Source organism: Methanohalobium sp. (assembly GCF_018609725.1).
Classification (GTDB): domain Archaea; phylum Halobacteriota; class Methanosarcinia; order Methanosarcinales; family Methanosarcinaceae; genus Methanohalobium.
The window spans coordinates 1-24,099 of the sequence record NZ_JAHENT010000088.1; the positions used below are offsets into that span (position 1 = coordinate 1).

General features: G+C 35.4%; 26 protein-coding genes. 12 read left to right on the forward strand and 14 right to left on the reverse strand.

The features are described from left to right. Positions 1-541: 541 nt before the first annotated feature. Complete coding sequence (locus tag QZ276_RS05895) at positions 542-2,671, reverse strand: PAS domain S-box protein (RefSeq protein ID WP_292486177.1); 2,130 nt, start codon at positions 2,669-2,671, stop codon at positions 542-544. 511 nt (positions 2,672-3,182) lie between these two features. Here QZ276_RS05895 and QZ276_RS05900 point away from each other — a divergent pair. Together QZ276_RS05900 and QZ276_RS05905 are read left to right on the forward strand one after the other, a co-directional pair. After that, positions 3,183-3,662 (forward strand): hypothetical protein, encoded by a 480-nt coding sequence (locus QZ276_RS05900; protein ID WP_292486179.1) that lies wholly within the window; start codon positions 3,183-3,185, stop codon positions 3,660-3,662. A gap of 56 nt (positions 3,663-3,718) precedes the next feature. Then, positions 3,719-3,985, forward strand: a complete 267-nt coding sequence (locus QZ276_RS05905; RefSeq protein WP_292486180.1) for a hypothetical protein — start codon at positions 3,719-3,721, stop codon at positions 3,983-3,985. On the opposite strand, the gene QZ276_RS05910 is transcribed toward QZ276_RS05905, so the two are convergent. Next, positions 3,979-4,680, reverse strand: coding sequence for an AIM24 family protein (locus QZ276_RS05910; RefSeq protein WP_292486182.1), 702 nt, complete (start codon positions 4,678-4,680; stop codon positions 3,979-3,981). The genes QZ276_RS05905 and QZ276_RS05910 overlap by 7 nt on opposite strands. Before the next feature lie 114 nt (positions 4,681-4,794). Beyond that, positions 4,795-6,237, reverse strand: coding sequence for a DUF4139 domain-containing protein (locus QZ276_RS05915; protein WP_292486185.1), 1,443 nt, complete (start codon positions 6,235-6,237; stop codon positions 4,795-4,797). A 270-nt stretch (positions 6,238-6,507) separates the two neighbouring features. On the opposite strand from QZ276_RS05915, the gene QZ276_RS05920 reads away from it, so the two are divergent. Continuing rightward, a complete protein-coding gene (locus QZ276_RS05920; protein WP_292486187.1) occupies positions 6,508-6,888 on the forward strand; it encodes a chloride channel protein in 381 nt (126 codons plus the stop codon). A 203-nt stretch (positions 6,889-7,091) separates the two neighbouring features. On the opposite strand, the gene arsB is transcribed toward QZ276_RS05920, so the two are convergent. The 4 genes from arsB to QZ276_RS05945 all read right to left on the reverse strand — a co-directional run bounded on the left by arsB (position 7,092) and on the right by QZ276_RS05945 (position 10,241). Beyond that, a complete protein-coding gene (gene arsB / locus QZ276_RS05930) occupies positions 7,092-8,165 on the reverse strand; it encodes an ACR3 family arsenite efflux transporter (protein WP_292486189.1) in 1,074 nt (357 codons plus the stop codon). A 17-nt stretch (positions 8,166-8,182) separates the two neighbouring features. Beyond that, positions 8,183-9,022, reverse strand: a complete 840-nt coding sequence (locus QZ276_RS05935; RefSeq protein WP_292486191.1) for a universal stress protein — start codon at positions 9,020-9,022, stop codon at positions 8,183-8,185. Between the two features lie 177 nt (positions 9,023-9,199). Then, on the reverse strand, positions 9,200-9,445 hold the full coding sequence (locus QZ276_RS05940) for an SHOCT domain-containing protein (RefSeq protein ID WP_292486193.1): 246 nt from the start codon (positions 9,443-9,445) through the stop codon (positions 9,200-9,202). 424 nt (positions 9,446-9,869) lie between these two features. Next, positions 9,870-10,241, reverse strand: coding sequence for a helix-turn-helix domain-containing protein (locus QZ276_RS05945; protein ID WP_292486196.1), 372 nt, complete (start codon positions 10,239-10,241; stop codon positions 9,870-9,872). A gap of 103 nt (positions 10,242-10,344) precedes the next feature. On the opposite strand from QZ276_RS05945, the gene QZ276_RS05950 reads away from it, so the two are divergent. From QZ276_RS05950 to QZ276_RS05970, 5 genes are all read left to right on the forward strand, one after another. After that, positions 10,345-10,548, forward strand: a complete 204-nt coding sequence (locus QZ276_RS05950) for a DUF5320 domain-containing protein (RefSeq protein ID WP_292486198.1) — start codon at positions 10,345-10,347, stop codon at positions 10,546-10,548. Positions 10,549-10,647: 99 nt separating this feature from the next. Further along, a complete protein-coding gene (locus tag QZ276_RS05955; protein ID WP_292486200.1) occupies positions 10,648-11,568 on the forward strand; it encodes an ABC transporter ATP-binding protein in 921 nt (306 codons plus the stop codon). Further along, positions 11,565-12,317 carry an ABC transporter permease gene (locus tag QZ276_RS05960; protein WP_292486202.1) on the forward strand — a complete coding sequence of 251 codons (753 nt, stop codon included), beginning with the start codon at positions 11,565-11,567 and terminating at the stop codon, positions 12,315-12,317. Before QZ276_RS05955 ends, QZ276_RS05960 begins: the two co-directional genes overlap by 4 nt. A gap of 342 nt (positions 12,318-12,659) precedes the next feature. Then, the gene (locus QZ276_RS05965) at positions 12,660-13,352 is read left to right on the forward strand and encodes a thiamine pyrophosphate-binding protein (RefSeq protein WP_292486204.1); all 693 of its coding nucleotides are present in this window, start codon (positions 12,660-12,662) and stop codon (positions 13,350-13,352) included. After that, positions 13,352-14,347, forward strand: a complete 996-nt coding sequence (locus QZ276_RS05970) for a thiamine pyrophosphate-dependent enzyme (RefSeq protein ID WP_292486206.1) — start codon at positions 13,352-13,354, stop codon at positions 14,345-14,347. The genes QZ276_RS05965 and QZ276_RS05970 overlap by 1 nt, the downstream gene beginning before the upstream one ends. Before the next feature lie 584 nt (positions 14,348-14,931). Here QZ276_RS05970 and QZ276_RS05975 read toward each other — a convergent pair. Further along, on the reverse strand, positions 14,932-15,111 hold the full coding sequence (locus QZ276_RS05975) for a hypothetical protein (RefSeq protein WP_292486208.1): 180 nt from the start codon (positions 15,109-15,111) through the stop codon (positions 14,932-14,934). Between the two features lie 411 nt (positions 15,112-15,522). On the opposite strand from QZ276_RS05975, the gene QZ276_RS05980 reads away from it, so the two are divergent. The 4 genes from QZ276_RS05980 (at position 15,523) to QZ276_RS05995 (ending at position 18,184) form a co-directional block, all read left to right on the forward strand. Further along, positions 15,523-15,729, forward strand: a complete 207-nt coding sequence (locus tag QZ276_RS05980; RefSeq protein WP_292486210.1) for a DUF1699 family protein — start codon at positions 15,523-15,525, stop codon at positions 15,727-15,729. Positions 15,730-16,507: 778 nt separating this feature from the next. Then, the gene (locus tag QZ276_RS05985) at positions 16,508-16,774 is read left to right on the forward strand and encodes a hypothetical protein (protein WP_292486212.1); all 267 of its coding nucleotides are present in this window, start codon (positions 16,508-16,510) and stop codon (positions 16,772-16,774) included. 316 nt (positions 16,775-17,090) lie between these two features. Continuing rightward, positions 17,091-17,954 carry a hypothetical protein gene (locus QZ276_RS05990; RefSeq protein WP_292486213.1) on the forward strand — a complete coding sequence of 288 codons (864 nt, stop codon included), beginning with the start codon at positions 17,091-17,093 and terminating at the stop codon, positions 17,952-17,954. A gap of 74 nt (positions 17,955-18,028) precedes the next feature. Further along, on the forward strand, positions 18,029-18,184 hold the full coding sequence (locus QZ276_RS05995) for a hypothetical protein (protein WP_292486215.1): 156 nt from the start codon (positions 18,029-18,031) through the stop codon (positions 18,182-18,184). Positions 18,185-18,244: 60 nt separating this feature from the next. Here QZ276_RS05995 and QZ276_RS06000 read toward each other — a convergent pair whose 3' ends face one another. The 6 genes from QZ276_RS06000 to QZ276_RS06025 all read right to left on the reverse strand — a co-directional run. Next, positions 18,245-18,766 carry a permease gene (locus tag QZ276_RS06000; RefSeq protein ID WP_292486217.1) on the reverse strand — a complete coding sequence of 174 codons (522 nt, stop codon included), beginning with the start codon at positions 18,764-18,766 and terminating at the stop codon, positions 18,245-18,247. Beyond that, a complete protein-coding gene (locus tag QZ276_RS06005; protein WP_292486219.1) occupies positions 18,763-19,257 on the reverse strand; it encodes a permease in 495 nt (164 codons plus the stop codon). The genes QZ276_RS06000 and QZ276_RS06005 overlap by 4 nt, the downstream gene beginning before the upstream one ends. A 36-nt stretch (positions 19,258-19,293) precedes the next feature. Further along, positions 19,294-20,433 carry a COG1361 S-layer family protein gene (locus tag QZ276_RS06010; protein ID WP_292486221.1) on the reverse strand — a complete coding sequence of 380 codons (1,140 nt, stop codon included), beginning with the start codon at positions 20,431-20,433 and terminating at the stop codon, positions 19,294-19,296. Between the two features lie 10 nt (positions 20,434-20,443). Continuing rightward, the gene (locus QZ276_RS06015; protein WP_292486223.1) at positions 20,444-21,493 is read right to left on the reverse strand and encodes a COG1361 S-layer family protein; all 1,050 of its coding nucleotides are present in this window, start codon (positions 21,491-21,493) and stop codon (positions 20,444-20,446) included. Beyond that, positions 21,493-23,757 carry an RND family transporter gene (locus QZ276_RS06020; protein ID WP_292486225.1) on the reverse strand — a complete coding sequence of 755 codons (2,265 nt, stop codon included), beginning with the start codon at positions 23,755-23,757 and terminating at the stop codon, positions 21,493-21,495. The genes QZ276_RS06015 and QZ276_RS06020 overlap by 1 nt, the downstream gene beginning before the upstream one ends. An 89-nt stretch (positions 23,758-23,846) precedes the next feature. Beyond that, a partial coding sequence (locus tag QZ276_RS06025) for a cupin domain-containing protein (RefSeq protein WP_292486227.1) occupies positions 23,847-24,099 on the reverse strand: 253 nt, incomplete at its 5' end.

Sequence of the window (24,099 nt, forward strand, 5' to 3'; positions counted from 1 at the left end):
AATCTCTACATCGTATCTTTCTCCAGATCGGACTGGAGCTGATTCATCTCTATAATACAAATTTTTCACATCCTTGTTTTAAAGCTAAAAGATTTAACCAGGATGGATAACATAACGGAAAAAAGTATGTACAATTAAAATAACATCATTTAATACCAATACGTATAATCAAACAGTCTTTATCTTTAAGCGTATTATATAACGACTTTTATTTATATAAGGGTTTTGTAAGTTTTATATGTGTCACAGGAAGCTAATAATAAGATAAATTTTTACTACTGGAATTCAGGTACAAATACTAAAATTCGACAAGTTATCGGATATGTTTAATGATTATACATTTCTGTATAGAGACTCAAGGTTATTAGAATATGGATAGATTTAGTGCCATGCAGGATAGAATGGAAATTGAATGAATCACAGCTATCTTAGCCCCATATAATGCTGGATGCTCATTATAATTAGTTCATCACAGGATGATTGGTATCAAGTAATATAGATACCAAATTTTTTAGGTACTGTTATTGTGAAAAGTATAGAATTAACAATTAAACACGATGACAAATTTTGAACCATTTATAGTCTCTACTTCAAGTACACCATCAATCTGATCGACAAGGCTATTTACTAACTGCAGACCAAGTGTATCGGGTTCTTCTATATCAATATCCTCTGAAAAGCCCTTGCCATCATCAGCTACAATTAATTTACAAGTTCCTTCTTCATTCTGATAAAGTCCAACATATACTTCACCTTGTTCATCACCAAGGAACGCATGTTTCAAAGAATTAGACAGGAGCTCATTGATGAGCATTCCAAGTGGGATGATGGTATCGATACCAAGATATATGTCCTGAACATCAATGTTTATTGTAATGTTAGAACTATCATATAGGCCTATCAAATGGTCAACAAAATCTTCCACGTAATCTTTTAAGTTCACATTTTCCAGTCCACTGGTTTGGTATAATTTGTTATGGACAAGAGACATCGATTTGACACGGTTTTGTGTATCTATGAACGCATCTTTGACTTCTTCATCTGTGAATTTTTCTGATTGAAGGTTGAGCAAACTTGATATAACCTGAAGGTTATTTTTTATTCTGTGATGGAGTTCAAGTTCTCTTGTCCTTTCAGCATCTATGATATCCCTTGTCTGTTCCCGGACACGATGTTCAAGATCTCTATTTATTTTTTCCAATTCCTCTGCATATTCCTGTAGTTTTTCTTCGGTTTTAATTTTCTCTGTGATATCATTGGCAACACTTATAATACCAATTATATCACCACTGGTATTTCGAACTGGGTCCTTTTTAACATACAATATACTGTTTGTAAAGTTTACAGTATATTCATGATGTTTTCCGGTTTTTACAATCTCATTTATAGGGCAATTGTCACAAATTTCTGATTTATTGTACAGCATATTATAACAATACTGGCCTATCAAATCACTACAATTTAGACCTGTAAATTTAGACGTTGCTTTATTACACCATAAAATCTTGCCTTCAAGGTCATGGTACATAATTATTTCCGAAGTAGAATTAAGGATAACCCTTTTTTCATATTCAGATTTTTCTAATTTATCATACATTCGTTTCCTTTCAGTGATATCCAGTGAGCTACCAACAATTCCAATGACGTTTCCTTCAACATCAAAATAAGGTACTTTGGATGTAAGAGCCCACCCTTTTTCACCTTTTAATGTTATGTATGTTTCTTCAAAATTATAAATCGGTTTTCTGGATTCCATAACCGATATGTCATCTGAACGGAATTTTTCTGCTTCTTTTTCTGGGAACAAATCAAAATCATTCTTGCCTTTTATATTTTCAACTGACAAACCAACCAATTTATAAAAAGCATCATTTGCTGTAAGATAATTCAATTCGTTGTCTTTTAAAAATACATAAGCAGGTGTGGATGATAATAGTGCATTTTGTTCTTCTATTTTTCTTTGAATTAGTTTTTCTGTGTTTTTACTCTCAGTTATGTCACGAGCTACGCTAAGAACAGCTGTTTTTCCTCCATAATTAATCAAGGTTGAATTGATTTCTACCGGGATTTTATCACCATTATTTGTTACATGGACCGATTTAAACCTTTGTTTCCCATTTTCAGGAATATTTAGAATCTTATTTTTTACACCGTAATCATCATAAAGTTCATCTATATCCTTAACATGCATTGAAAGTAATTCTTGCCTGGTATAACCCAATCTTTTAACAGCAGTTTCATTAACATCAAGGATGTTGCCTTCCAAATCATCTACAAAAAGAGCTTCTTCCATGTTGTTAAAAAGACAATTGTATTCATCTATTTTTCGTTGTAAATCATCTTTTAAGTTTTTATATTCTGTGATATCGTTAAAGATAGTTACAAAATATCCTTTTTCAGATGATATAGCAGATATTTTGAAATATTTATCAAGTGGTGGAAAATAAGTTTCAAGATATGTTTGTTCACCGGTTTCAGCCACTTTTGCATATGTGGATAAATAAGGGGGTTCGCCTGTGCCATAAACCTCTGATGCCTGTTTACCTGCTACTTCTTCTTTTTTTAAACCGAGTATCGATTCATAAGCAGGATTACAATCTATTATTAAGTAATCAACAGGATATCCTTTTTTATTATAGATGATTTCATGAATACAAACCCCTTCATTCATCACCATATAAAGTGAATTATATACATTATTGGGTATTTTTGAATCCTCCTGAATATCAAAAATCAGTTACATTTATGTGTAGAAACTTAATCCTCAATATTTAATCGTTTTGACAAACTATTGGTTGAATATTAAAAACATTAAGCAATATTTAGTCTGCTGCAGTTTTTAGTCAGTAATATGGGTTCAATCTCAATATTGGTTTTATCATCTATATTCTGGAAAATGATAACTATTACCTGCATCTGACTAAAAGTGACATGTAATGTTCGATGTTAACAATAAGACCAGTTTATTAACATGGGACTTATAATTTAATTTATTGTATATACCATGGGGTTCTAGGATAATTCGCAGCTATCTTAGCCCCTCATAAAATATTGCAATTTAGGCTTTATAAAAATCCTTAATAAAAAATATCATAACCTTAGATAGAATTTATTACTATTGATTATTTTCATTGTTACATGAAACAATGAAAAGTTTGTATATATTATGATGGGGGAAGTATATGAAAAATATGACCGCATTGGTCAAAGTTATCATGGTATTGACCTTTCTGACAATGTTAATTGTAAATGTGCTGGCCAATATTCTGACAATCAATGAAGTAACCACTGGACAAGTTTCAGATTCCTTCCCTAATCCATTTGCTCCGGCAGGTCTGACCTTTTCAATATTGGGGCTAATATACCTATTGCTTGCAGGATATACACTTTACCATGTTGGACTTATTCAGAGCGACACAAAAACATTCAAAACTGAACTATTCAATAAGATTGGAATATTATTCTCAGTATCTTCCATAGCCAATGCAGCCTGGGTTTTCTCATGGCATTATTACAAAATTCCATTATCCATGCTGTTAATCGATGTAATACTAATTTGCTTGGTACTGATAAATAGATTGACAACTAATAAAAGTTTCTCTGCAAAAGATTATTTCTTCATCAGGCTTCCATTCAGTGTATATTTTGATGGATTACTATAGCGACCATTGCGAATGCAACTGTACTTCTAGTAAGCATCGGATGGGATTGGTTCGGTTTGTCTGAGGTTACTTGGACTATTGTGATACCTGCTGTCGGGCTTACAATTGCAACCGTGACAATGATTAAAAACAGAGATGTAGCTTACGGACTTGTTTTTATTTGGGCATATGCAGGAATTTTGCTAAAGCACGTATCATTTGAAGGCTTTGGAACCCAATATCCTGCGATTATCGCTACAGCAATAATTAGTATTACCTTATTGCTTTTTGCTGAGGCATATATTTTGACCTCAAAAAAGGAAGAAATAGTGTTTAATTATTGATTACCAACACTATTGTAGTATATTTCCTCGTATGGTTGAACTACCACAAACCCATCGCCTTCAAATTTCATCTGAATAGATTCACCGCTTTCACGACCGATGAAAGTCTTGAAAGATACATCGGTATTTATATCAGGGTTGAGATTACCTGACCATGCAACAGTTGTATCTGGGTCTGTATATATTGGTTTATCTTTACTAACTTTAAATGTTAGCGGGTCATAATGAGTAGTAATTGCAACCATTCCTTCACCCTCAATCTTAACATTGAAAAGTCCGCCTGAAACTGCTCCAGCAATACTTTTCATGGAATGTACATCCCAGTCAAGACCATCCTCGAAAGCTAGAAGGTCATTTGAATTGACAGTAATCGATTCACCTTTTAAATCGATGATAGAAATCTTTTTACCATCTTCTGCAAAGTATGCTTGACCAGTACCCTGGGCTTTCATGAGTTCCATTTCTTCTCCTGTCAGTTTACTTTTCAGAAGTTTACCAATCCCATGTTCAGTAATACCCTCTCTTTCAAATTTGATATCACCATGGTATGCAATCATTGAACCGGTTTTAGCCCATATTTTATCATCTTCAAGGTTTGCTATTAGAATTCTTCCACGTTCTAATCCAAATTTTTCTTCTGAATGGTCGGATTGTTTAGTCTGTTCTAGAAATTCATTTACAGTATAGTTGGTCATTATGACTTCTCCTAACAATTGATTATATTTTAGTTCAAATTTTTAAATCTATGCTTGATTGTATATTGGTTATACACGTTAGATAAAAAATTGATAAAAGGTAGGTTAACCTGTTTATCTTTCCACTGATACACTACCACTTGCAGATTCAGTGCCTTTTACCACAACAGTACTGCTTGTCCCTGTTCCTTCAACTCTGGAATCAAATTTCTGTTCAATGGATTTGAAATTAATCTGCTTCTTACTATTGGCATCAACTTCTATTTCCCAGATTACTTTATCAACAAGTGTTTCATCAGGTTCGATACTAGTATCAATTATTTCTCCATTTATCCACTGATGTTCTACAGTAACCTCCCTTGTTTCATCTGCATGGTTTGTAATGGTGATGTTAATCTCCCTTGTGATATTGTTCTGGTTCATCTGTGCATCTAAAACTTTTGTACTACCTTCGATATCATATGATTTTCCAAGGTCTATTTCTATATCATCATCTTCTACAGTTCTTTCTATGAGATCACTACCTACCATGACTTTCGAACCATTATGGTTTCGATATATGCCTAATCTACCCTCTGGGAGGTCTTTCATATTGTTTTCAAACGTTAGCTTTTTAGATACAGTTCTGGAATGGTCGCTGTGAGCTGAACTCTTGTAGACGTAGCTAATGTCTGTATCAACAGTATCACTCATGTAATTGATTGATTTTTTACTGTAGGAATCAATGGTATACATTCCTAGATTGTATAGATTTACTCTCCCTATTTTCTGGGGACCATCTACCGCAGTGGATTTAAATGCTTCAGCACCTGAACCCATAGAATCTCCATATTCAGGTAAAATAATTCTACCACTTCTCACATCACCAGATATCAGGTTAATTTGCCCATCGAATGTTTTACCGCTTGGGTTTTGTATTACAATATCTCCTTCAAACTCGCTCTCAGATTGAGGTCCATCATTTAGCATGAGTTCATATGAAGGATTCCATGTTACTCCTTCTATCCTATATTTAAGTTTAAACTCGTAATTACCTTCGTTCTGAGCTCTTATTTTTGCTTTGACGTCAGGGCGATTACCATTTTCTGCAATCATGCGGTTGATATTTTCTCTGTTTATATAGGATATTCCTTCATCGGTATCCATTACAATGTTCATTCCCTCAGTACGAACCAATTTTCCTGTGACGTTTTGGCCTGAAGAGAATACAACGGTTATTTCTTCACCAATATTTTCCTCAAAGCCATTAGCTGTGTTTAGTTTGATTTCTGTAACTTCTACATTTTCCGAATTTATCGGCTCAAGCTCGATATTTGATTCTGATAAACGGAGTTCATCAATGTTAAGTGGGCTGGTAGTATTGACGTTTATCCACTGTGTACCGTCTTCTAAATCAACAGACATTTGTCTTTCTACAACTGCTCCCTGATGGGAATCATAGATCATATATTCCTCAACTTTTTCATCGGAAGTACCGTAAACCTGTAGTGGTATTGATATTGCCAGTAATGCTATTAATGCAACGCTTATTATTGATTTTTTAATATTGCCATTCATATGTATCACGATACAAAATTCATGCAGTGAACTATTAAAAAAATAGTTATTTTGTTAGGTTGACACCTAACGATTCCTTCAATAATGTAACCAATTGCATAAATCTAATAAGATATGTCATTCTATCTATCTATAGGGAATTTGGAAAATATTAAAAGGGTACTTTCAAATGTTATGAGAAATGATCTTCTCAGATTCAATTTTCTTGCTATAATTGTTGGAATTATTGCAGGACTGGGGGCAGTATTTTTCAGGATAATTATCTAGGCTGTGCAACAGGTACTTTATTGGTCAAATTTAAACCCAGGTAGTGTCACCTTTAAGCTTTATCCTGTACAAAACTTATATTCTTTACTTGAGCCTTTTGGAGTTTTTCGATTATTAATTATACTAGTTATTGGAGGATTCATCGTTGGTTCTTTTATATCACTAACAACGAAAAAAGTTAGTGGTCATGGTGTACCCGAGATACTGGAGGCAATACTTACAAAAGGGGGATATATCAACCCAAAAATCGCTCTATATAAGACCATCGTATCAGGGGTTACCATTGGTAGCGGTTTTTCATTGGGACGTGAAGGTCCAATTGCACAAATAGGAAGTGCCACAGAATCATATGTAGGACAATTTACAAATAAGACAGGTGGATGAACACTTTGCTTTCTGGGCTTTATTCATCACATAATTTTCTTTGATATCGAACGTATCCATCATTGGAACCTCCATTGGCGACATCTGTTTGATTTTACCGCAATCCGAATCTATTCGATAAGAATTTTGTCTCCTTTCTTTTCTCCTTTTATATTGTGTACAAATCCGCAGATAGTTGAATTAACGGTAACCTCAAACATTGTTTATCCCCCATCCTCTGATGTATTGTAGCTTTCAAATTTGAATTTATCATGTCTACTTCTCATAATCCTTACAAGCGAGAGCATCACCGGTACCTCAACAAGTACACCTACAACGGTTGCAAGTGTTGCCCCTGAGCCTGCACCGAACAGTATCAGGGTTGTTGCAACAGCCAGTTCAAAGAAATTGCTGGGTGCTATGAAAGTTGATGGGGCAGCTTCATAATAAGGGATTTTTAGTAATTTTGCCCCAGTGTAACTGATTCCAAAGATAAAGTATGTCTGTACAATGATGGGGATTGCTAAAAGGACAATATGAACTGGATAATTTATGATTCTCTCACCCTGGAGTGTAAAAATCAGAACAAGGGTTACAAGTAGCCCTGCTGGAGTAACCCATTCAAGGTCTTTAATCAATTTGTTTTCGAGCCAGTTGATGCCTTTTTTCTGTATTGTAATATGTCGTGTTAGTACAGCAAGACCCAAAGGGATAGCCACATAGAACAGTACCGAGAAAAAGATAGTACTAATGGGTATCGGGAAATCAGTAGTTTCACCGACAAGGAATGCACCCAGCGGAGCGAACAATATCAGTATGATTAAATCGTTGACAGACACCTGGACAAGGGCATAGCTGATGTTTCCGTTCGCAAGAAATGTCCATACAAGCACCATGGCTGTACATGGTGCAAGCCCAAGTATAATCAAACCCGCAATGTATTCAGACTGCAAATAAGCAGGTATAAAACCTGAAAATACCATGCTGATAAAAAACACCGCAATAAGTGTCATGGTGAACGGTTTTATTGCCCAGTTAACAAATACTGTAAGTGACAGGGGTTTGGAATTTCTTCTGACATTTAGAATCTCGCTGAAACTGATTTTTAGCATGATGGGATACATCATCACAAGCAGTACAACTGCAATAGGTATCGATACATTTGCAATTTTGAATTCACCAAGCATATTTGCAAATCCCGGGAAGAAATATCCGATAAATGTTCCCAGAACAATACAGATACCAACCCAGATCGAGAGATATTTACTGAAAAAATCAAGTTCTCTGTCTTCTTCCATGCTTTCACCCCGAAATATCAGGGTATTATTAAAATCGGTTTCCAGGTTTTATTCAAAAGGTTATAGGCTGTACTTCCAAGCAGGAATTTTTTAATCATACCCTTAATACTTGCCCTGAGGACAATTAGCGTGGCATCTTTTGCATCTGCAGATTTGTTGATTTCTTCTGCAGGGTTACCGGTAGAAACGATTGTTTCAACATTGATCCCTTCAAGTTTATTTCCTGCCTCTGCAAGTTTTGATTCGTTTTGCTTTTTCACTTGTTCGATTCCAGAGATGTCCTTTGTTTTTTTAATCACATTTATCAGGTAGATTTTATCCATATAGTTTTGAAGAGGAGCAATTTTTGCAATAACTTCCAATGATTTGTTTGAAAAATCCAATGGGACCATCGGTCTTTTAAATGTGGGGTTGCAGACCTTTTCATAGGTCTCTTCTTTACTACCCTCTTGCAGTTTATATTTTTCAACAAGCAGCATTTTTCCAGAATTATTTGCCACATAATCGGTAGTTCTTCCAAGCATTCGGCCTTTAACCGGGTTTTTAATGGTAGAACCCATGATGATGCAGTCCACATCATATTCATTGCCAACATTTGCAATCGTGCTTTTAACTTCACCCTGTATTACAAAGGTTTGTGAGTCGATGTCTATATTTTCAAGGTATTGTTTGTACTCTTTGATCACTTCATTTGCATTTTTTTCAAACATGGGTGCAAGCCCTTGAGCGTGATAGATATCCACAACATGTAATAGTATGATTTTTTCCAGACCGAGTGCTTTGAACTGATCTACACATCCAAGCAGATCATGGCTCTGGATTGTGAAATCAACCGGGATAAGTATTCTTTTGACCATGTAATCCCACATTATAGAGTTAACTCTGTTAACTTACTATTTCAAATATAATTGAAATTATATATACATTTTATCATTAAAAATTAAATTCCTATGTAATTGGAATAAAAAAAGAAACTGAAATACGATACTGTAAATACATTTTAAATATGATAGAACACTAATATTGGAAATGAGTTATTTTTCCAATTTTCTTTTCATATCTTCAAATTCATCTTCAGTAATTTCACCTTTAGCGTACCGTTGTTTTAAAATTTCCATTGCAGAATCTGAATTTTGATATTGAGCCCTGTTTTCAGTACTGGTTTTATTCTGATTGACCAGCCATACAATTAAAAGCACAACACCAATGATTACCAGTATCCAGAATATCATACCTATAATCATAAATCCCGGTCCATAACTTCCAGGAAACCAATGCATAACCACTCCCCCTTTAAAACATTTGATAGTAAATTCATACCAGAATTAAACATCAATAATACTGGCTATTACTCGAATGTATAATTAGCACTTTCTTTTATTTAAATCCCAATCTTTTATATTCCAAATTAATATGCCAAGTAATTCCCTAAGATTATCAGTATTTAACTCTCATTTATCTTTCATTGCTCTTATTTTATACTGACGATGGAATCCACATCTAGATATTTCTTCTTTTCCGACCATTGATAATAGAGCATCTTGAGGAAATTTGTATTCATCTATTATTTGGATGTCCTTGAAGCCTACATTTTTAATTTAGTCAATACAATTATCTTTTTTCACAGCTCCTGAGATACAACCCACATAAGCTTTAATTGAATTATATTAAAAGAATTTACTATGTTTAAAATACCAATGCAAATTAATTTAGATTTTTCTTTTTTGATGCCCACTCCATCAGAGGTATCATTGAATCTCTTAATTCAATACCATCCTGTGTTAATGAGTATTCTACTCTCAGTGGTATTTCACCAAATGTTTCTCTTTTAATCAGTCCGAAGTTCTCCAATTCTTTCAGTCTGTCTGCTAAAGTTTTCGGGCTTATATCAACCAGATTTTCCATGATTTCATTATATCTTATTTTTTCATTATTTCCAATGGTTGCAATAATCAACAATGCCCATTTTTTGCTAATCACATTTATAACGTTATCAACCGGGCATAAACAGACCTCGTCTCCTCCTTTCTGTGTACAATTAATGTTTTTACAGTGAGTATTACTTTCTTTTTTCATAGTAAATCACCTTTATGTAATCCACTTTATAATTATAAACTTGGTAATTTAAGTACTTCATTGTTTATCTTAACTATGTAAAATAAAGTGGAGATGATTGAATATGTGTTGTGAATCACAAAAACATCAAAGAGGTTATAAACCTTTAAAATCTGCTCTAAGTAGTGAATGTGGATGTAACTATGGACGTTCTTTTAGGAATTATTTAACTGTTAAAGAAAAACAGGAATTTTTGGAAGAATATAAGAGCCAGCTTAAAGAAGAATTGAAAGCTGTAGATGAACATCTTCAAGACCTTAAAGGATAAATGTATGAAACAAGGTAGTTGTCCTCACCGAATTTTTTGGAGGTTAAAAAAGGAATAAAACGTTATCTTTCTTTTCTTCTTTTTTGATGAGGTATATTTATGTCTGCGATACAGGTCGAAAATTTAACAAAAACGTTTGGAGATTTTGTGGCAGTAAATGGCATTAGTTTTGAGGTAGCAAAGGGTGAATTTTTCGGATTACTGGGACCTAATGGAGCTGGTAAAACCACTGCAATAAGGATGCTGGTAGGACTGCTTACATCCAATGATGGTTCTATATTAATCCAGGGACTGGATATAACAAAGGATGTTATAAGTGCGAAAATGAAACTGAGCACTGTTCCTGAAACCAGAAATGTATACACGGATTTAAGTGCGAGAGAAAACATACAGCTTGCAGGGAAATTCTACGGTTTATCGAAAAATGAAATTGCAGAAAAATCTGATGAACTATTGAATGAACTTGGACTCTCTGATAGGGGAGATGACCCTGTTATCAACTTTTCCAAAGGCATGCGTCAGAGAGTTAGCATTGCTTGTGCAGTTATTAATGAACCAGATATTCTCATATTAGACGAACCTACTGAAGGACTGGATGTTCAAAGTCGGAGGCTTTTGATTAATAAAATGAAGCAGATGAATGAAAATGGAACCACTGTTATATTAACAACTCACAATATTGAAGAAGCTAACCAATTGTGTGAAAGGGTATGTATAATAAATAAAGGTAAGATAGCTGCTATTGATAGACCTGAAACCTTAACATCCACTTTCGATAAAACTCAATCAATCGAGATATCCTTTAATTGCTCAGTGACTCAGGACTTTTTCGAACCTGTTTCTGTGTACAGAATAGAAAACTATGGAGATAAATGGAGATTGTATACTTCCAGTCCGGACAGAACCATTAAACATCTCTCAAAAATAGCTGAATACCAAGGCTTAGAAATAATATCACTTAGAACACTTGGTCCCAGTCTGGAAGAGGCTTTTGTCAGTCTCACAGAGGTTAAAAAATGAAACCACATATCAACACAATGATCAGAGGCGTTTTAACAGTTGCCGAAAAGGACATCAGGATATATTATAATAAACCGCCTGTAATTATATTTGGACTTATCTTCCCATTCTTCATGTTTCTCGCTTTCTACATCGGTCGGGACATGGATTTGTCTACTTTATTCCCGGGTTTTATCTCCATGGCATTGTTCTTTACTGCATCTTCAGTAGGCCCGTTGATCACTCCGTGGGAAAAACAACAAGGAACCTATGAACGGTTGTTATCGTTCCCAGTAAACATTAATACTATATTACTGGGTGATATCCTTGCGGGTGCAACTTTTGGGTTCATGATAAGTATTGTTGTTATAGTAGCAAGCGTTGTTCTTCTCGGTGTTGTTATAGAACAAATCATGGTTTTGATACTGTCTCTCATCCTAGGCAGCATGTGCTTTGCAGCGCTTGGTGTCCTGTTAGCATCACCCAGCAGTCAAGCACCATCCAATATCATGATGCTTTCATCATTGGTACGTTTTCCACTGATTTTCATCAGCGGAATCTTCATACCCATAAAAGAGCTTGAAGGTACAGGAAGGATACTGTCTCAGATATCTCCTCTAACATATCTGGTTGATATCTTCAATGCTGGATTTTACGGAACTTCAGTATTTGCTATTAGTATTGACGTTCTGATATTATCTGCATTTACTTTATTGTTTGTTTATGTTGCCAGTTTGTTCCACAAAAAGAATATGTTAAAGGGGTTGTGATTTGTTCCAACTTCTCTTTTGATAAAAAAGTAAAATTTATCGGAAATTATCTGAACACATAACAGGTTTTTAGGAATATCTTTGAAACCCAAAATAAATACTACTTTGCCATAGGATTTTTTGATGTTGAATACTACCACAACCTGCGCCGTTACTGTAAAAAACGTAGCATTAGTGGTAGTACTCTTAGCTTGAGCAAGAAATGAAAAAATCATTCTGGCTCAAGTGTGCTGTTTTTCGGTTAATTTAATCTATTAATCCATTCGGTTTCTTGTGCCCGTTTGATTTTTTCAGTGGAAGATTTAAGAAGAGTTGAACATGTAAGAATTGAACGGGGCGAAAGTGCTGGTTAAAAGTCTAGAAGACCTTGGAGTTGAACACATATTTGGTTATACAGGTGCGGCCATCCTTCCTGTATTTCACGATCTGCACAACAGTGATATTGAGATAACCATCAGTTCTAATGAACAATCTGCCGCATTCAGTGCAGCCGGGTACTCAAGATCAAGTGACAAGGTAGGTGTGGCTATAGTCACTTCTGGACCTGCAATAACAAATACCCTCACAAGTGTTGCGGATGCTTATGGTGATAGTATCCCGATGTTTTTATTTGCAGGACAGGTACACGAACATAAGATAGGAACTGATTCTTTCCAGCATATCAATGTAGCAGGTATTTTCGAAGATGCTGCAAAAAAAGTAATCCAGCTGTCAAACAATGATGATATTGAATCAATAGTAAAAGATGCCTATTATTTTGCTATGTCAGGAAAACCCGGTCATGTAGTCATAGATTTTCCACTTGATAAACAGCAGAAAATTCATGAATATAAAGGCAGAGATGTTGGTATATTTAAAGAAAGTTATCGTGATGATAAACATTTGAGCGACAGGCAATGCGAAGAATTTTATAATCTGTTGCTGAATTCCAGAAAACCTCTACTTTATCTGGGTGGTGGGCTTAATTCTAGAAAAGGTAGACAGGCTATAAGAGCCTTTAATGAATATTTCAAAATACATCTGTCAATACATTGATGGCAAAAGGTGTTGTAGATGAGAGAGACAATCTGAACCTTGGAATGCTTGGTATGTTCGGGACTCCCTATGCAAACATGATTATCCAGGAAAACGATTTTTTTTTCTTTGCCATTGGAGTTAGATGGGATGATCGAATTGCTGAAAAAACAGGTTTCGGGATAGACGCAGACATTGCATATATAGATATAAATCCTGAAAAAATGCACCAGATAAAGATTGAAAACTTCCCGAAATTTACGTTTATAGGCGACAGTGCTACTGCTCTTATGGACCTGCTAAATTATGCAAAAAGAAATGATTTAAAATTGGATATTGATCAATGGCGAAACAGTGCTATACAACTTAAATATTCTTGGCCTTTGAATTACAATCGTAGTTCTGAGAGTATACAGGCAGCAGAGACGATGGATTTATTGGCCGGTTTAATTGATGAAAATGTCAAAATAACAACTGGTGTCGGTAACCATCAGATGCTTGCAGCACAATATCTCAAGATGCAGAAAGAACAAAGTTTCATGTCTTCAGGTTCATTTGGGACCATGGGATTTGCGATTCCTACTGCTATAAGAGTCCATCATGCCAATCCTGATTCAGATGTTATTGCTATTGATGGTGACGGCAGTTTAAAAATGAATCTGGGTGAGCTGCACACAATAGCAGCTTCAGACTTGCCTATCAAGATACTGTTGTTAAATAATATGAGCGACGGTATGGTGTTAAACCTTCAGGATGTATCCTATGAAGTTATTCGTACAGGAACCCAGAGACAGAAAGATGTTCAATTTGCAGAAATCGCCAAATCCTTTGGTTTTAATTACACAAAACGGGTTAGTAACAGAAGACACCTAAAACAGTCAATTGAAAGTTTACTGGTTGCAGAAGGATCTTCATTTCTGGAAGTTATCACAGATAGAGAAGAAGTACTTTATCCCAAGGTTCCTGCAGAATGTTCATACCGTAACATGATTCTTGGACCTTATATTAACACGTAACTCCTAACAGCATGAGTCGTGAACTTTTATAATGAGTTAAATTAAAGTTCCTTTTCCCTATACTCGTGTGATCGATTCCAGGAAAAATGATGGTTATTTGGTCAAAACACCCATTAATATTGTTTAAGAAGTCGGATATATTAAATTGAAACAGCTGAGTATTGATAGGTAAAGATGGACAATATGTCGTCATCACAAATAATACTTATCAGTTGCTCAGTATCTTTATTTTCTACGAAAGATTTAATATTAGTTGGAGATGAATAGGTTAATGTTTATAACTTTATATTCATCTCCTGTTATTTCAACTGCAAAGTGCTGAATAAAAAATGGAGTCGGTTTTAATTGCTGTAATTATATTTTTCTTGCAATACTGTTTTCAATAATTGGTACGGGTGGTTCCAGTATATATGTTCCATCCCTCTACTGGCTAGGTGTAGATTTACGAAGATGGGGCAACATGGGTACGTGAAAGCCAACGGTTTCTAACCATTGGATGAAACGGTTCCTTTGATTATTGTTTTTAAACCATTAATTTTTAATTTTAGTATAGCATAGATAATTCTATAGATACAACAATGCCTTCAGTGTACAGTTGCTTTGAACAAGCTGCCTGATATAAGACGTTTTTCAGTCGGTTGTTTGTGTATCATCAAGTTCCATCCAAGTATTGCTTGGTGTCGAGCACAAACGATATGGTGCAGACAGAGATGCATCGTAAGGGAGTACTGGCGCCCCTCAAGTGGCAACGGTGTAACGTCCACCGATCACAGAACCCTAAGGATTTATCCGTTGGAGTACGTCAGACCCTATTCTCTCCCTATATCCCCATATGGACGTAGTAAAAGTTGTATTTTAGCCTTCAATTTTGACTTCATACAATTTCCAACGGGTATTAAAAATAAATCTACATCAACTCAGGTTCTATATATAAACAACTGGTACTAAATTTATAAAAAGTGCAGTTTAGATATAAAATCTTTTTACGGTTTAAGGTAAAATCTCAGGTTAATCTACAATTCTTATTTTTTTCTATGGCTCATAAGAAACTGGAATAGAAATTCAACGGTTTCTGTCATTGATAGTTGACAAGTCTATATTAAAAATTAAATAAAAAAATATAATATTACAAATAATATTGAATATTTTAATTAAAAAACCACTATTTGATGTATATGAAAATTAGAGTGATAAGTACAAAAGATGATATCGATAATTTAAATGAAAACGAAGAAATGATTCATTTGACATTCAGACCATCGAATAAGGATCTTTTCTCAATAGTAAATAAAAGCCCAAATATCAAGGCTGTCCAGGTGCCCAGCTCATATATGAGAAGTTTGTCAAAGTCTGCTAAAATGTTTCTCGATTTGCGAAAATAATCGAACAAAAATACCAGTAAAGTTATATAACATATGTTAAATAGATACAATTTGAGTGTGGAACTATAATTTACTTGATAAAGATTTACCTGTCCGACCGTGACAACCCCAAATCACACTAATCGGACAGATTTCTTTAGACTACTTTAAACCACATCTCCCAGGTGGTTGAACCCCACTCAACCATTAGGACGCTCGTCCGCTACTTCCAGACAGATGTAGAGTTTTCCCTTATCCTCTACGTCTACTGTCTATCCCTTACTATATTACTATAGATATATATAATAAATGATGCTTTTATTTTTCCAGCGTTAAATGTTATAAAGCTATTAAAATTTTCAACGCTATATTTAAAGACTAAATTCTAAAGGAAATAATGTCTTCACAAAAAGGAACTATGTAACAACTTTTAAATAACTTACTTTATATATTATTAGTTTAACTATAGAGATAGCTAGGAAGGGATTATCATTGAAACATCTGGTTATAAGAGAGTTTATCTAATAAATACTTCTGAAATTGAATCTATAGAAATACTTATTTGGTATTTGAGAGATAACAGATTATTGCTTCCCGACAAGACACATCTACTTCATGAAACGAGAGACTCTTTTTTACTACTTGATTCATTTAACGTTAGTGTTTGGATACCGAAAGATGTTGTAGAGGTAGTATCTGGATTTAAATAAAAACCTTAATATATTATATATATTAATTGTAGCTTAATTAAAAAGCATAGGATATATGTAATATACCCTTTATTTTATTAGGGGAGGGGATGATAATTGCAAAAACTACAGATTACATTACAGTGTTGATTGAAAAGACAACTGAATACGAATTACGTTTTAGGATAAAAAAGGATTATCTGGATCAAAACAATATTGAATTCAATCGTATATCCAAAGTCCTTAATGAAATCGATGATGAATACTTGATGCTGGATTTACATCGACAGGGAGTGTGGATTCCAAAAGAAATAATTGAATGTGAAAAAGTAACAATTGATAAGAATTTAAATGCAGATGATGGTACACTCAAATAATTAATCAATTATCTAATTATTTACTGGTATCTACATTAATATTTTCCTAAAAATTATAGCATTATAGAGGTAGGTATAACCTACCTCCTACGGAGTTATCCAAATTGCCCAATCTATTGGATAATCATAACAATACATTCTATCTATTTAGGTTTTAATATCTATACAAATATAGGTGACAAAAATCTAAAAATTACAAATTTTAACAATTACTCAACTATAACTTTTAACTAAAGACCGAAAAGTACCCCGCGTTGCTATATCTTAATATATTATAGGAATAGATTTTTTATTGTGAGTCCTTATAATCTTATATATGGACATTAATATCAGGACAATTTTAGCAGGTATAGGAGGAGTTACTGGCATAGGTGCGGTAATTTCTTTCCTACAAACCGAATTGTTCAGTTCACCAGTTACAACTGCCATTGCATTAATGGCAGTTGGGCTCCTAATCCTTGCAATCACACATTGGACAGAAGATAAAGCCATCAGGAACATAGGTGTGATACTCTGCTCGTTTTCTATTATCGCATCTGTTTTATATGGTGTCATATCACTGACAAGCGGAACCCTTACGGTTACACTTACACTGGCGATACTAACAATTGGATTCCTTGCAGCAGCTTATATCTCACAGACAGAGCGAAAGATTTTGACACAAAAGAAACTTATTGTGATTTCGGTAATATTCTTATGTTTTTTTGCATTTACCGCAGTTGTTGATGCAGTAATGGGTGAACTTGGGTATAATCTCAAACTAGAAGACACCATTACTGAGGTTGAATCTGCTGATTATAGAAGTAATTATATCGTAGGTACACTTACTGTTTCCAATCCATCATTCCTTCCACTTGATACTGAAAGACAGAGTTATCGAGCATGTTTGACCGGATTAAACCTAAGTAATAAGATAGAAAATGCTGATGAAATAGAAAGTGTACTTGGAGATATGAGATTACAGACAGAACAAATACCCGATCCACTCTTTTCCTCGACAAAAGTAAATATATTATTTAGTACTGGATTTGTTAGCCGTCTTGAAAAAGCCGGTGTATCTGTGACAGATATACCAGTTGTTGAAGATACGCAATGTCCTGATTCTACTGAACAACCACGGCTTACAGTTATTGTTAACGGCGATACAGGTGTATCTGGAATAGAAGAGCCTTATCGCTGAAAGTCCTGAATAAACTACTACTTGGTATTTAGCTAATTGATAGTTTACGTCAGAAATGCAAAGTTACTTTAAAAATGAACTATATGGCAGAAGCTGGATTGGAGAATGATAATATTAATATAGATATGCACAGGAATGATGTAACTATAGATGAAGGAACAAATGTACCTGTAAAAACCACACTCACCTTCATAGGGATTGGGAATCCTGAACCTGAAAAAGAGATATAAGGTATTAAGCATTTTAAAGAGATTCAAATTTAAGCCCATTTGAGTTCAATTTTAACATTTTTACTGTTTTTTCTGTAATATTTTTTCTATAAGAATTCCCATTAAAGTAACAAGCATAACAGTGAAAAATAACCGCAATAACATAAATTTCCCTCCCAAAAACTGGAATTCCATCATTTCCTGCGGTATTTTCAGGCATGCCCATGCTGAGAGGAAAACTATAATACAGGACACACGTGCACCTTTTTCAATTAACTGTGATGCAATTGGAAAAGCTATATAAAGTGGCCCTGTGGGTAATGAACCAATAAAAAGAGCTGTAAACATGCCTTTGATACCAGAATATTTTCCAAGGTATTTTTCAATCATAGCATCTGGAACAAAAACAGCAAATATCCCCATGATTACCATAACTGCGGGGAGTATGAACATCATTTCTATAAGATAATTCCAGAATATAGATAACACTGGTTCTGTTTTTAGAGGGTTAGTTACAAGAAGTCCTGATGCAATGATGACAACAATTAAAAGTACTGCAGTATCTCTGTATATGTCCTTTAAGATGTTGTTTGATGTTTTCATAGGATTGTCTCCATCGATGCACCTACCATCAATGCAATAACAATAGCAATAATAAAGCTCATACCATTTCTAAGCAAGGCTATTTCTTTACCCAGTTCTTTAATCTCAAGTGGTAATGTAATTGTACCAATCATGGTTAGGGTGGTGATAAATGCTGCAACTGCAGTGATAGATGCCCCACTTTCAAGGAAAGATGCAGCCAGAGGAAACGACAGTATGGCAGGGATGTGCATTATAGCCCCAACAATTCCTACGAGAAGTATACCACCGAATCCTGATTGTTCCCCTACAAACCTTGATATCTGCTCAGGTGGTATAAAACCAAGTAGTAACCCTATCAAAAGTATGATAATAAGTGTCATTGGAAGTATTTTGATAAATGACCTTGCAGCTATTTTAAGTGATTGTATTCCTAATTCTCGGTCTTTTTTAAACGCTACCAGAATAGCTGCTAGTGCTATTACATTAATGATAATCGCAGTTATGTTCATATTAGACCTAAATAGCAAAATATTGATGGATTGTACTTATTCTGTCTTCTTATTTTTGATGAATTTCCTGTATCCTATAAACCCACCAACTACGATGATCAATGGAATCAGTAAATACAAAACCCATATGTTACCGGATATTCTGTCACCTAAAGTAATCGTTGGTAATGTTTGAACACTGACCTTTATAGTATCTGATAACTGTCTTTCGTTATCTACATCATCGTAGCGTATTTCACTGTTTATAGAATACATCTTTGGTGTTGCGCCAGAATCCACATTCAGACTGAAAACCGCTTTTGATGTTTCACCTGGTTCAATTGTTCCGATAAATGCCTGGTCATCGGTTGTACTAAATGGTGTGTAGGTACTTATTCTGGCAGTTGCATCTCTTGCAGGGAGATTACCTGTATTTTTATACGTCACTTTGAGCAGTCCTTCTCCCCCTCCCCGCAAATTGGATTCTACATCAACAACCTGAAAATCAGCTTCTTCTTTAATTACTACAGGTACAGTATGGTTTTGGGATTTTGCTTTGTACCATATCCCGATTTCAAGATCTTTTATCTTACCATCAGCTGTTAATTCATCACCGCTTACCTGGACATTCTCCTGGTATCCATAAACAGTATTTAGTATAAGTGAATAGGTTCCAGATGGAGCTCCATCTGCAATATCTATTACAAATTTAGGTGGTGTTTTTGTTTCCTCACCGGACCTCAGTGTTCCTGATTCCTGTGATCCAGATTTTACATCGATAAATGAATATGGTGATATAAGGGTTGTAGTTATACCTATCGCTGTAGTCCTTTCAGTTTCATAACCTTTCTCTGTTGTCTGGAGTTTTGCATCTAGCTTATCATCAGCTTCTTTTTCTATTTTAAATCCTTCGATTTTGCCCTTATTTGCAAGGTTTATAGTAAGGTCTACTGTGTCACCGGTTGAGAGTTCATTATTGCCCATGATACTTGCTTTAAGGTCAGGTGTGCCGTAGGTGGTATAGAAATTATCTCCAAAATCGAAGGTTTCAGAAAGATGTGGGGTTATCGTGCCCTCAACTGCTCTATCTTCAATTGCTGAAGTATTAAAATCTGCAGACATTTCAGCAGTAACTGCAGGAGTGAATAAAACAATAAATAATACAATTGATGTAAACAAAATAAATTTTCTAATCATTATATACACCTCATTCATTTTTTCTTCTGCTTTTTAATGTATCAAATATCAGATAGGTTACCATCACTGCTATTATTATGGATAAAAATGTACTAGCGTCCAGCCATTTGTCAGGTGATGTTACCGTTACCTTTGAATCCAGAGGCTGTGAAAATTCGAGGTATCCATCATCAAAATATTTCACATTGGTCGTCATGGAGTGGTTCTTTGGAACCGCACCTGTACTTGCTGATAATTTAAAGCTTGCAGTTGCATTTTCACCGGGTCCTACATCACCAAGCCTTGCAGCGGGTTTTTCTGTACTCAAAGGATCCATTATAATAAGCCGTGCAGACGCGTCTTCTGCTGTTGTCTCACCTATGTTTTTGTAGGTAATGTTAATAGTACCAGTATCACTAACAGGAACTTTACCTGAAGCATTCGTGATTCTAAATTGTGCAGATTTCTTGATTGTCACAGGAATTTCTATGGTTTTGTTGTCTTTTTTGTAATAGGATGCATGGGTCCTATCAGCAACCCCACGCATCACTTCTTCACCTGTAGCAGTTCTGACCTGATTTCGGTATTGGTAAGAGACCGGTAATTCGAGCAAATATCTACCAGCATGTGCATTTTTTTTAACATCGATGATAAATTTTAAAGGTTTCTCAAGCACCATGCCAGGTTTAATTGCATCCATAGTGTAGACACTGGTTTCAGGTTTTATCTCAATGTAGGAAGTAGTGGAAGTCAATTCCACCTTGAGGCCATAGGCTGCAGTCCTCATTTTTTCCATTTCCATTTCTTTTTTAGCCAATTCCACCTCTCTAGGCTTGTCAGGAGCAGTATTTAGTTTAAAGCTGTATACAATCCCCTTGTTCGCAAGGTTAATTTCTATGGCTCTGGTTTCACCCTTTTCAAATTCAGGATCTGAAATCATCGAAGCAGATATACTTGGAGTACCATAGGCGTCATAGTAATTGATTGTATGCTGTGGTGGTATTGACAGAAAATCGCTGGATGCACCTGCACACGCAGACATCATAAGTATAAATAGTATTATCATAACTAATTTTCTCATTAAGATACACTCCTCCCTCTTCTTTTTTCACGTGCCCTGTCCAGTGAAGTCATAAAAGCAGGGAATATTACAAAGGCAGAGACCAGTGCAAGTAAAACAATCAATACTGTGATCATACCAAAATTCCTGTTGATAAGGAACGGAGAGGACAGCAATGCAGAAAAACCAAAAATAGTTGTAAACCCTGAAGTGGTTATAGCTTTGCCGATTTTCATACTGGATTCTTTCATAGCTTCAAGTGGTGCTGCGCCTTTAGCCTTCTCTTCATAATACCGCTCCATCAAATGGATGGCATATTCGGTACCGATTCCAAGTATCATAGCGCCTAGGGTAGCTGTCATAGGTGTGTATTTCAAATCTGAATAGTACATCACACCCCCTGCCCATCCGATGACCATAACCATGGTCACAACAGGTGCCAATGCTTTTAGCCAGTCCCTGTAAACAAAAAGCAGTCCTACAAAAATCAAAAATACTCCCAACAGTGTCATTGCTACCCTGCCTGTTGTTAATGCATCGATTATTGCAGTAAACACCACGTTGTTTCCTGTAATGGTTACTTCACTACCAGCCGGAACCTGAAACCACTTGATATCACCTTTTATCTGCTCAACCAGATTGCCAAGACTTTCACCATCAAGATCCTTATCAACTTCCAGATTCATCATGACCATGCTGTTTCCGTATAGATATCTGTCTTTCTGATTTTGCGGTATACTGCTGTATATTTCCTCTACCTTTTGACTTGAATCCGGTATAGTTCCAGAATTCCTGGATTTTACTGCAGACAATATACTTTCGGATTCATACACCTGGCCTCTTGAATCGACAACATGGGTGGAGAACTCATCCATCCATTCAAGTATTTCCGGGTCAGTGTTATCATCGGTCTGGACGATTAAATGCAGATTTTCCCCACTCTCAGTTATTTTGTAAAAGTTGTCGATATTTATGAGTGCATCTAGGTCCTGAGGAACAAATTCCTTCTCATCAGTCTGAACCGAAACCGACATATCCGCATAAATCCCGGATATACACAGTATACCACCTATTACCAGAACAGGGACAGGACGTCTTACAGAAAAAGTGGTTGCCTTATCCATCAAACGCTCGATAGCATTAAAATCATCGGGTTTTGACTCTGATTTATTTGATGATTTTTTCTTGAATTTTCTGTTTAATATATGAAGTAACGGGACACCTATAAACTGGGCTGCTAGATAACACATTGCAGTCCCGATAAACAGCATTTTTCCAAAGTCGCGTATCATAGGAACTGAAGATGTCAACAGGGATACAAAACCCAGAGAGCTAATGCCAAGAGCTATCAATACAGCTGGAGCGGTATGCTTGACTGTTTCCACAACGGCATCAGTTTCACTACTCTGGATAGATAGTTCTTCCTCCAGGCGGTTTTGGAACTGTATAGTATAATCAATACCCAGTCCTATAAGAATCGGAAAAGCTGCCATGGATACCATGGTCATCGGAATATCAAGATATCCCATGGAACCAAATGTGTAGATAATTCCCAGACCCACAGTGAACACTGGTAAAATCCGCCACCTAACACCCCCGAATATTAGGTAGAGTGCAATTATAATGAGAAACAGTGATATTGCCATAAGAGGCGGCATAACTTCACGTATCGCATTCTCCATTTCAATTGAAAAATCCTCTTCACCTGTAACTATCACTGAAGTACCAGGTGGAAAATTGGTACGGGATATAGATTCCCTTGTTTCAACAACTATTTGCTCAATTTTATCATCATTGATGTCTCCGGATATCTGGATGCGGTAGAGTGTATGGGTACTGTCTGGTAACAGCGATTCAAAACTACCGTCAGGTAATTGAATTTCATCCCTGTTATCAGGGATTTCCATTTTACCGGTTTTTACATAATTTGCTTTTTTAATCGGATCTGCTATATGGGTGGTTTCAGAAACACCGGGTATCTGTAAAACTTGTTTATCTAATCTATCTATAGCTTTTAAAACTGCTGGAGATTTGACATCTTCATCTTCAATCATTAATACTATGGAATGGCTTCCAAGATAGCGCAGATAGAGGTTTTCATAATCCTGATAGACTTTGGTATCCTTATCTACATATGTTTCAGTACCAGAACTCATTCCTATTTGCTGTGCTCCCAGGAACGCAACAGATATGAACAAAAATGCAATTATGAGGATAATGATTGGTCTTTTTTCTATAAAAAACCCAAGTGTTTCAAATTTATCTTTAATAGTTTTTCCACCCATTAATTGTAGAAAAGATATTATTAACTTGTTTATATATCCCCCAGTTTCAATGTTGATACTTAAAAACAAGCAAAAAAAGAAAAATTAAATCACAGCAATTGAGTGGATTCTGTAGGTTTTGGCATCTTTACAACAAGGAACCTGACAGTACTTTCGCCATTGTTCATCACCCTGTGTGGTATTTTTGCCGGGCTTTCTACTAGATTATCCTTTTCTACATCTTCAGTTTCCTCACCTATCTCGATTGTTGCAGTCCCCTCAAGTACATAGAAAAACACATCAACAGGTGTGATATGTTTCCTTAGACTTTCTCCTGGTTTTAATTCTATATGAACTGCCTGA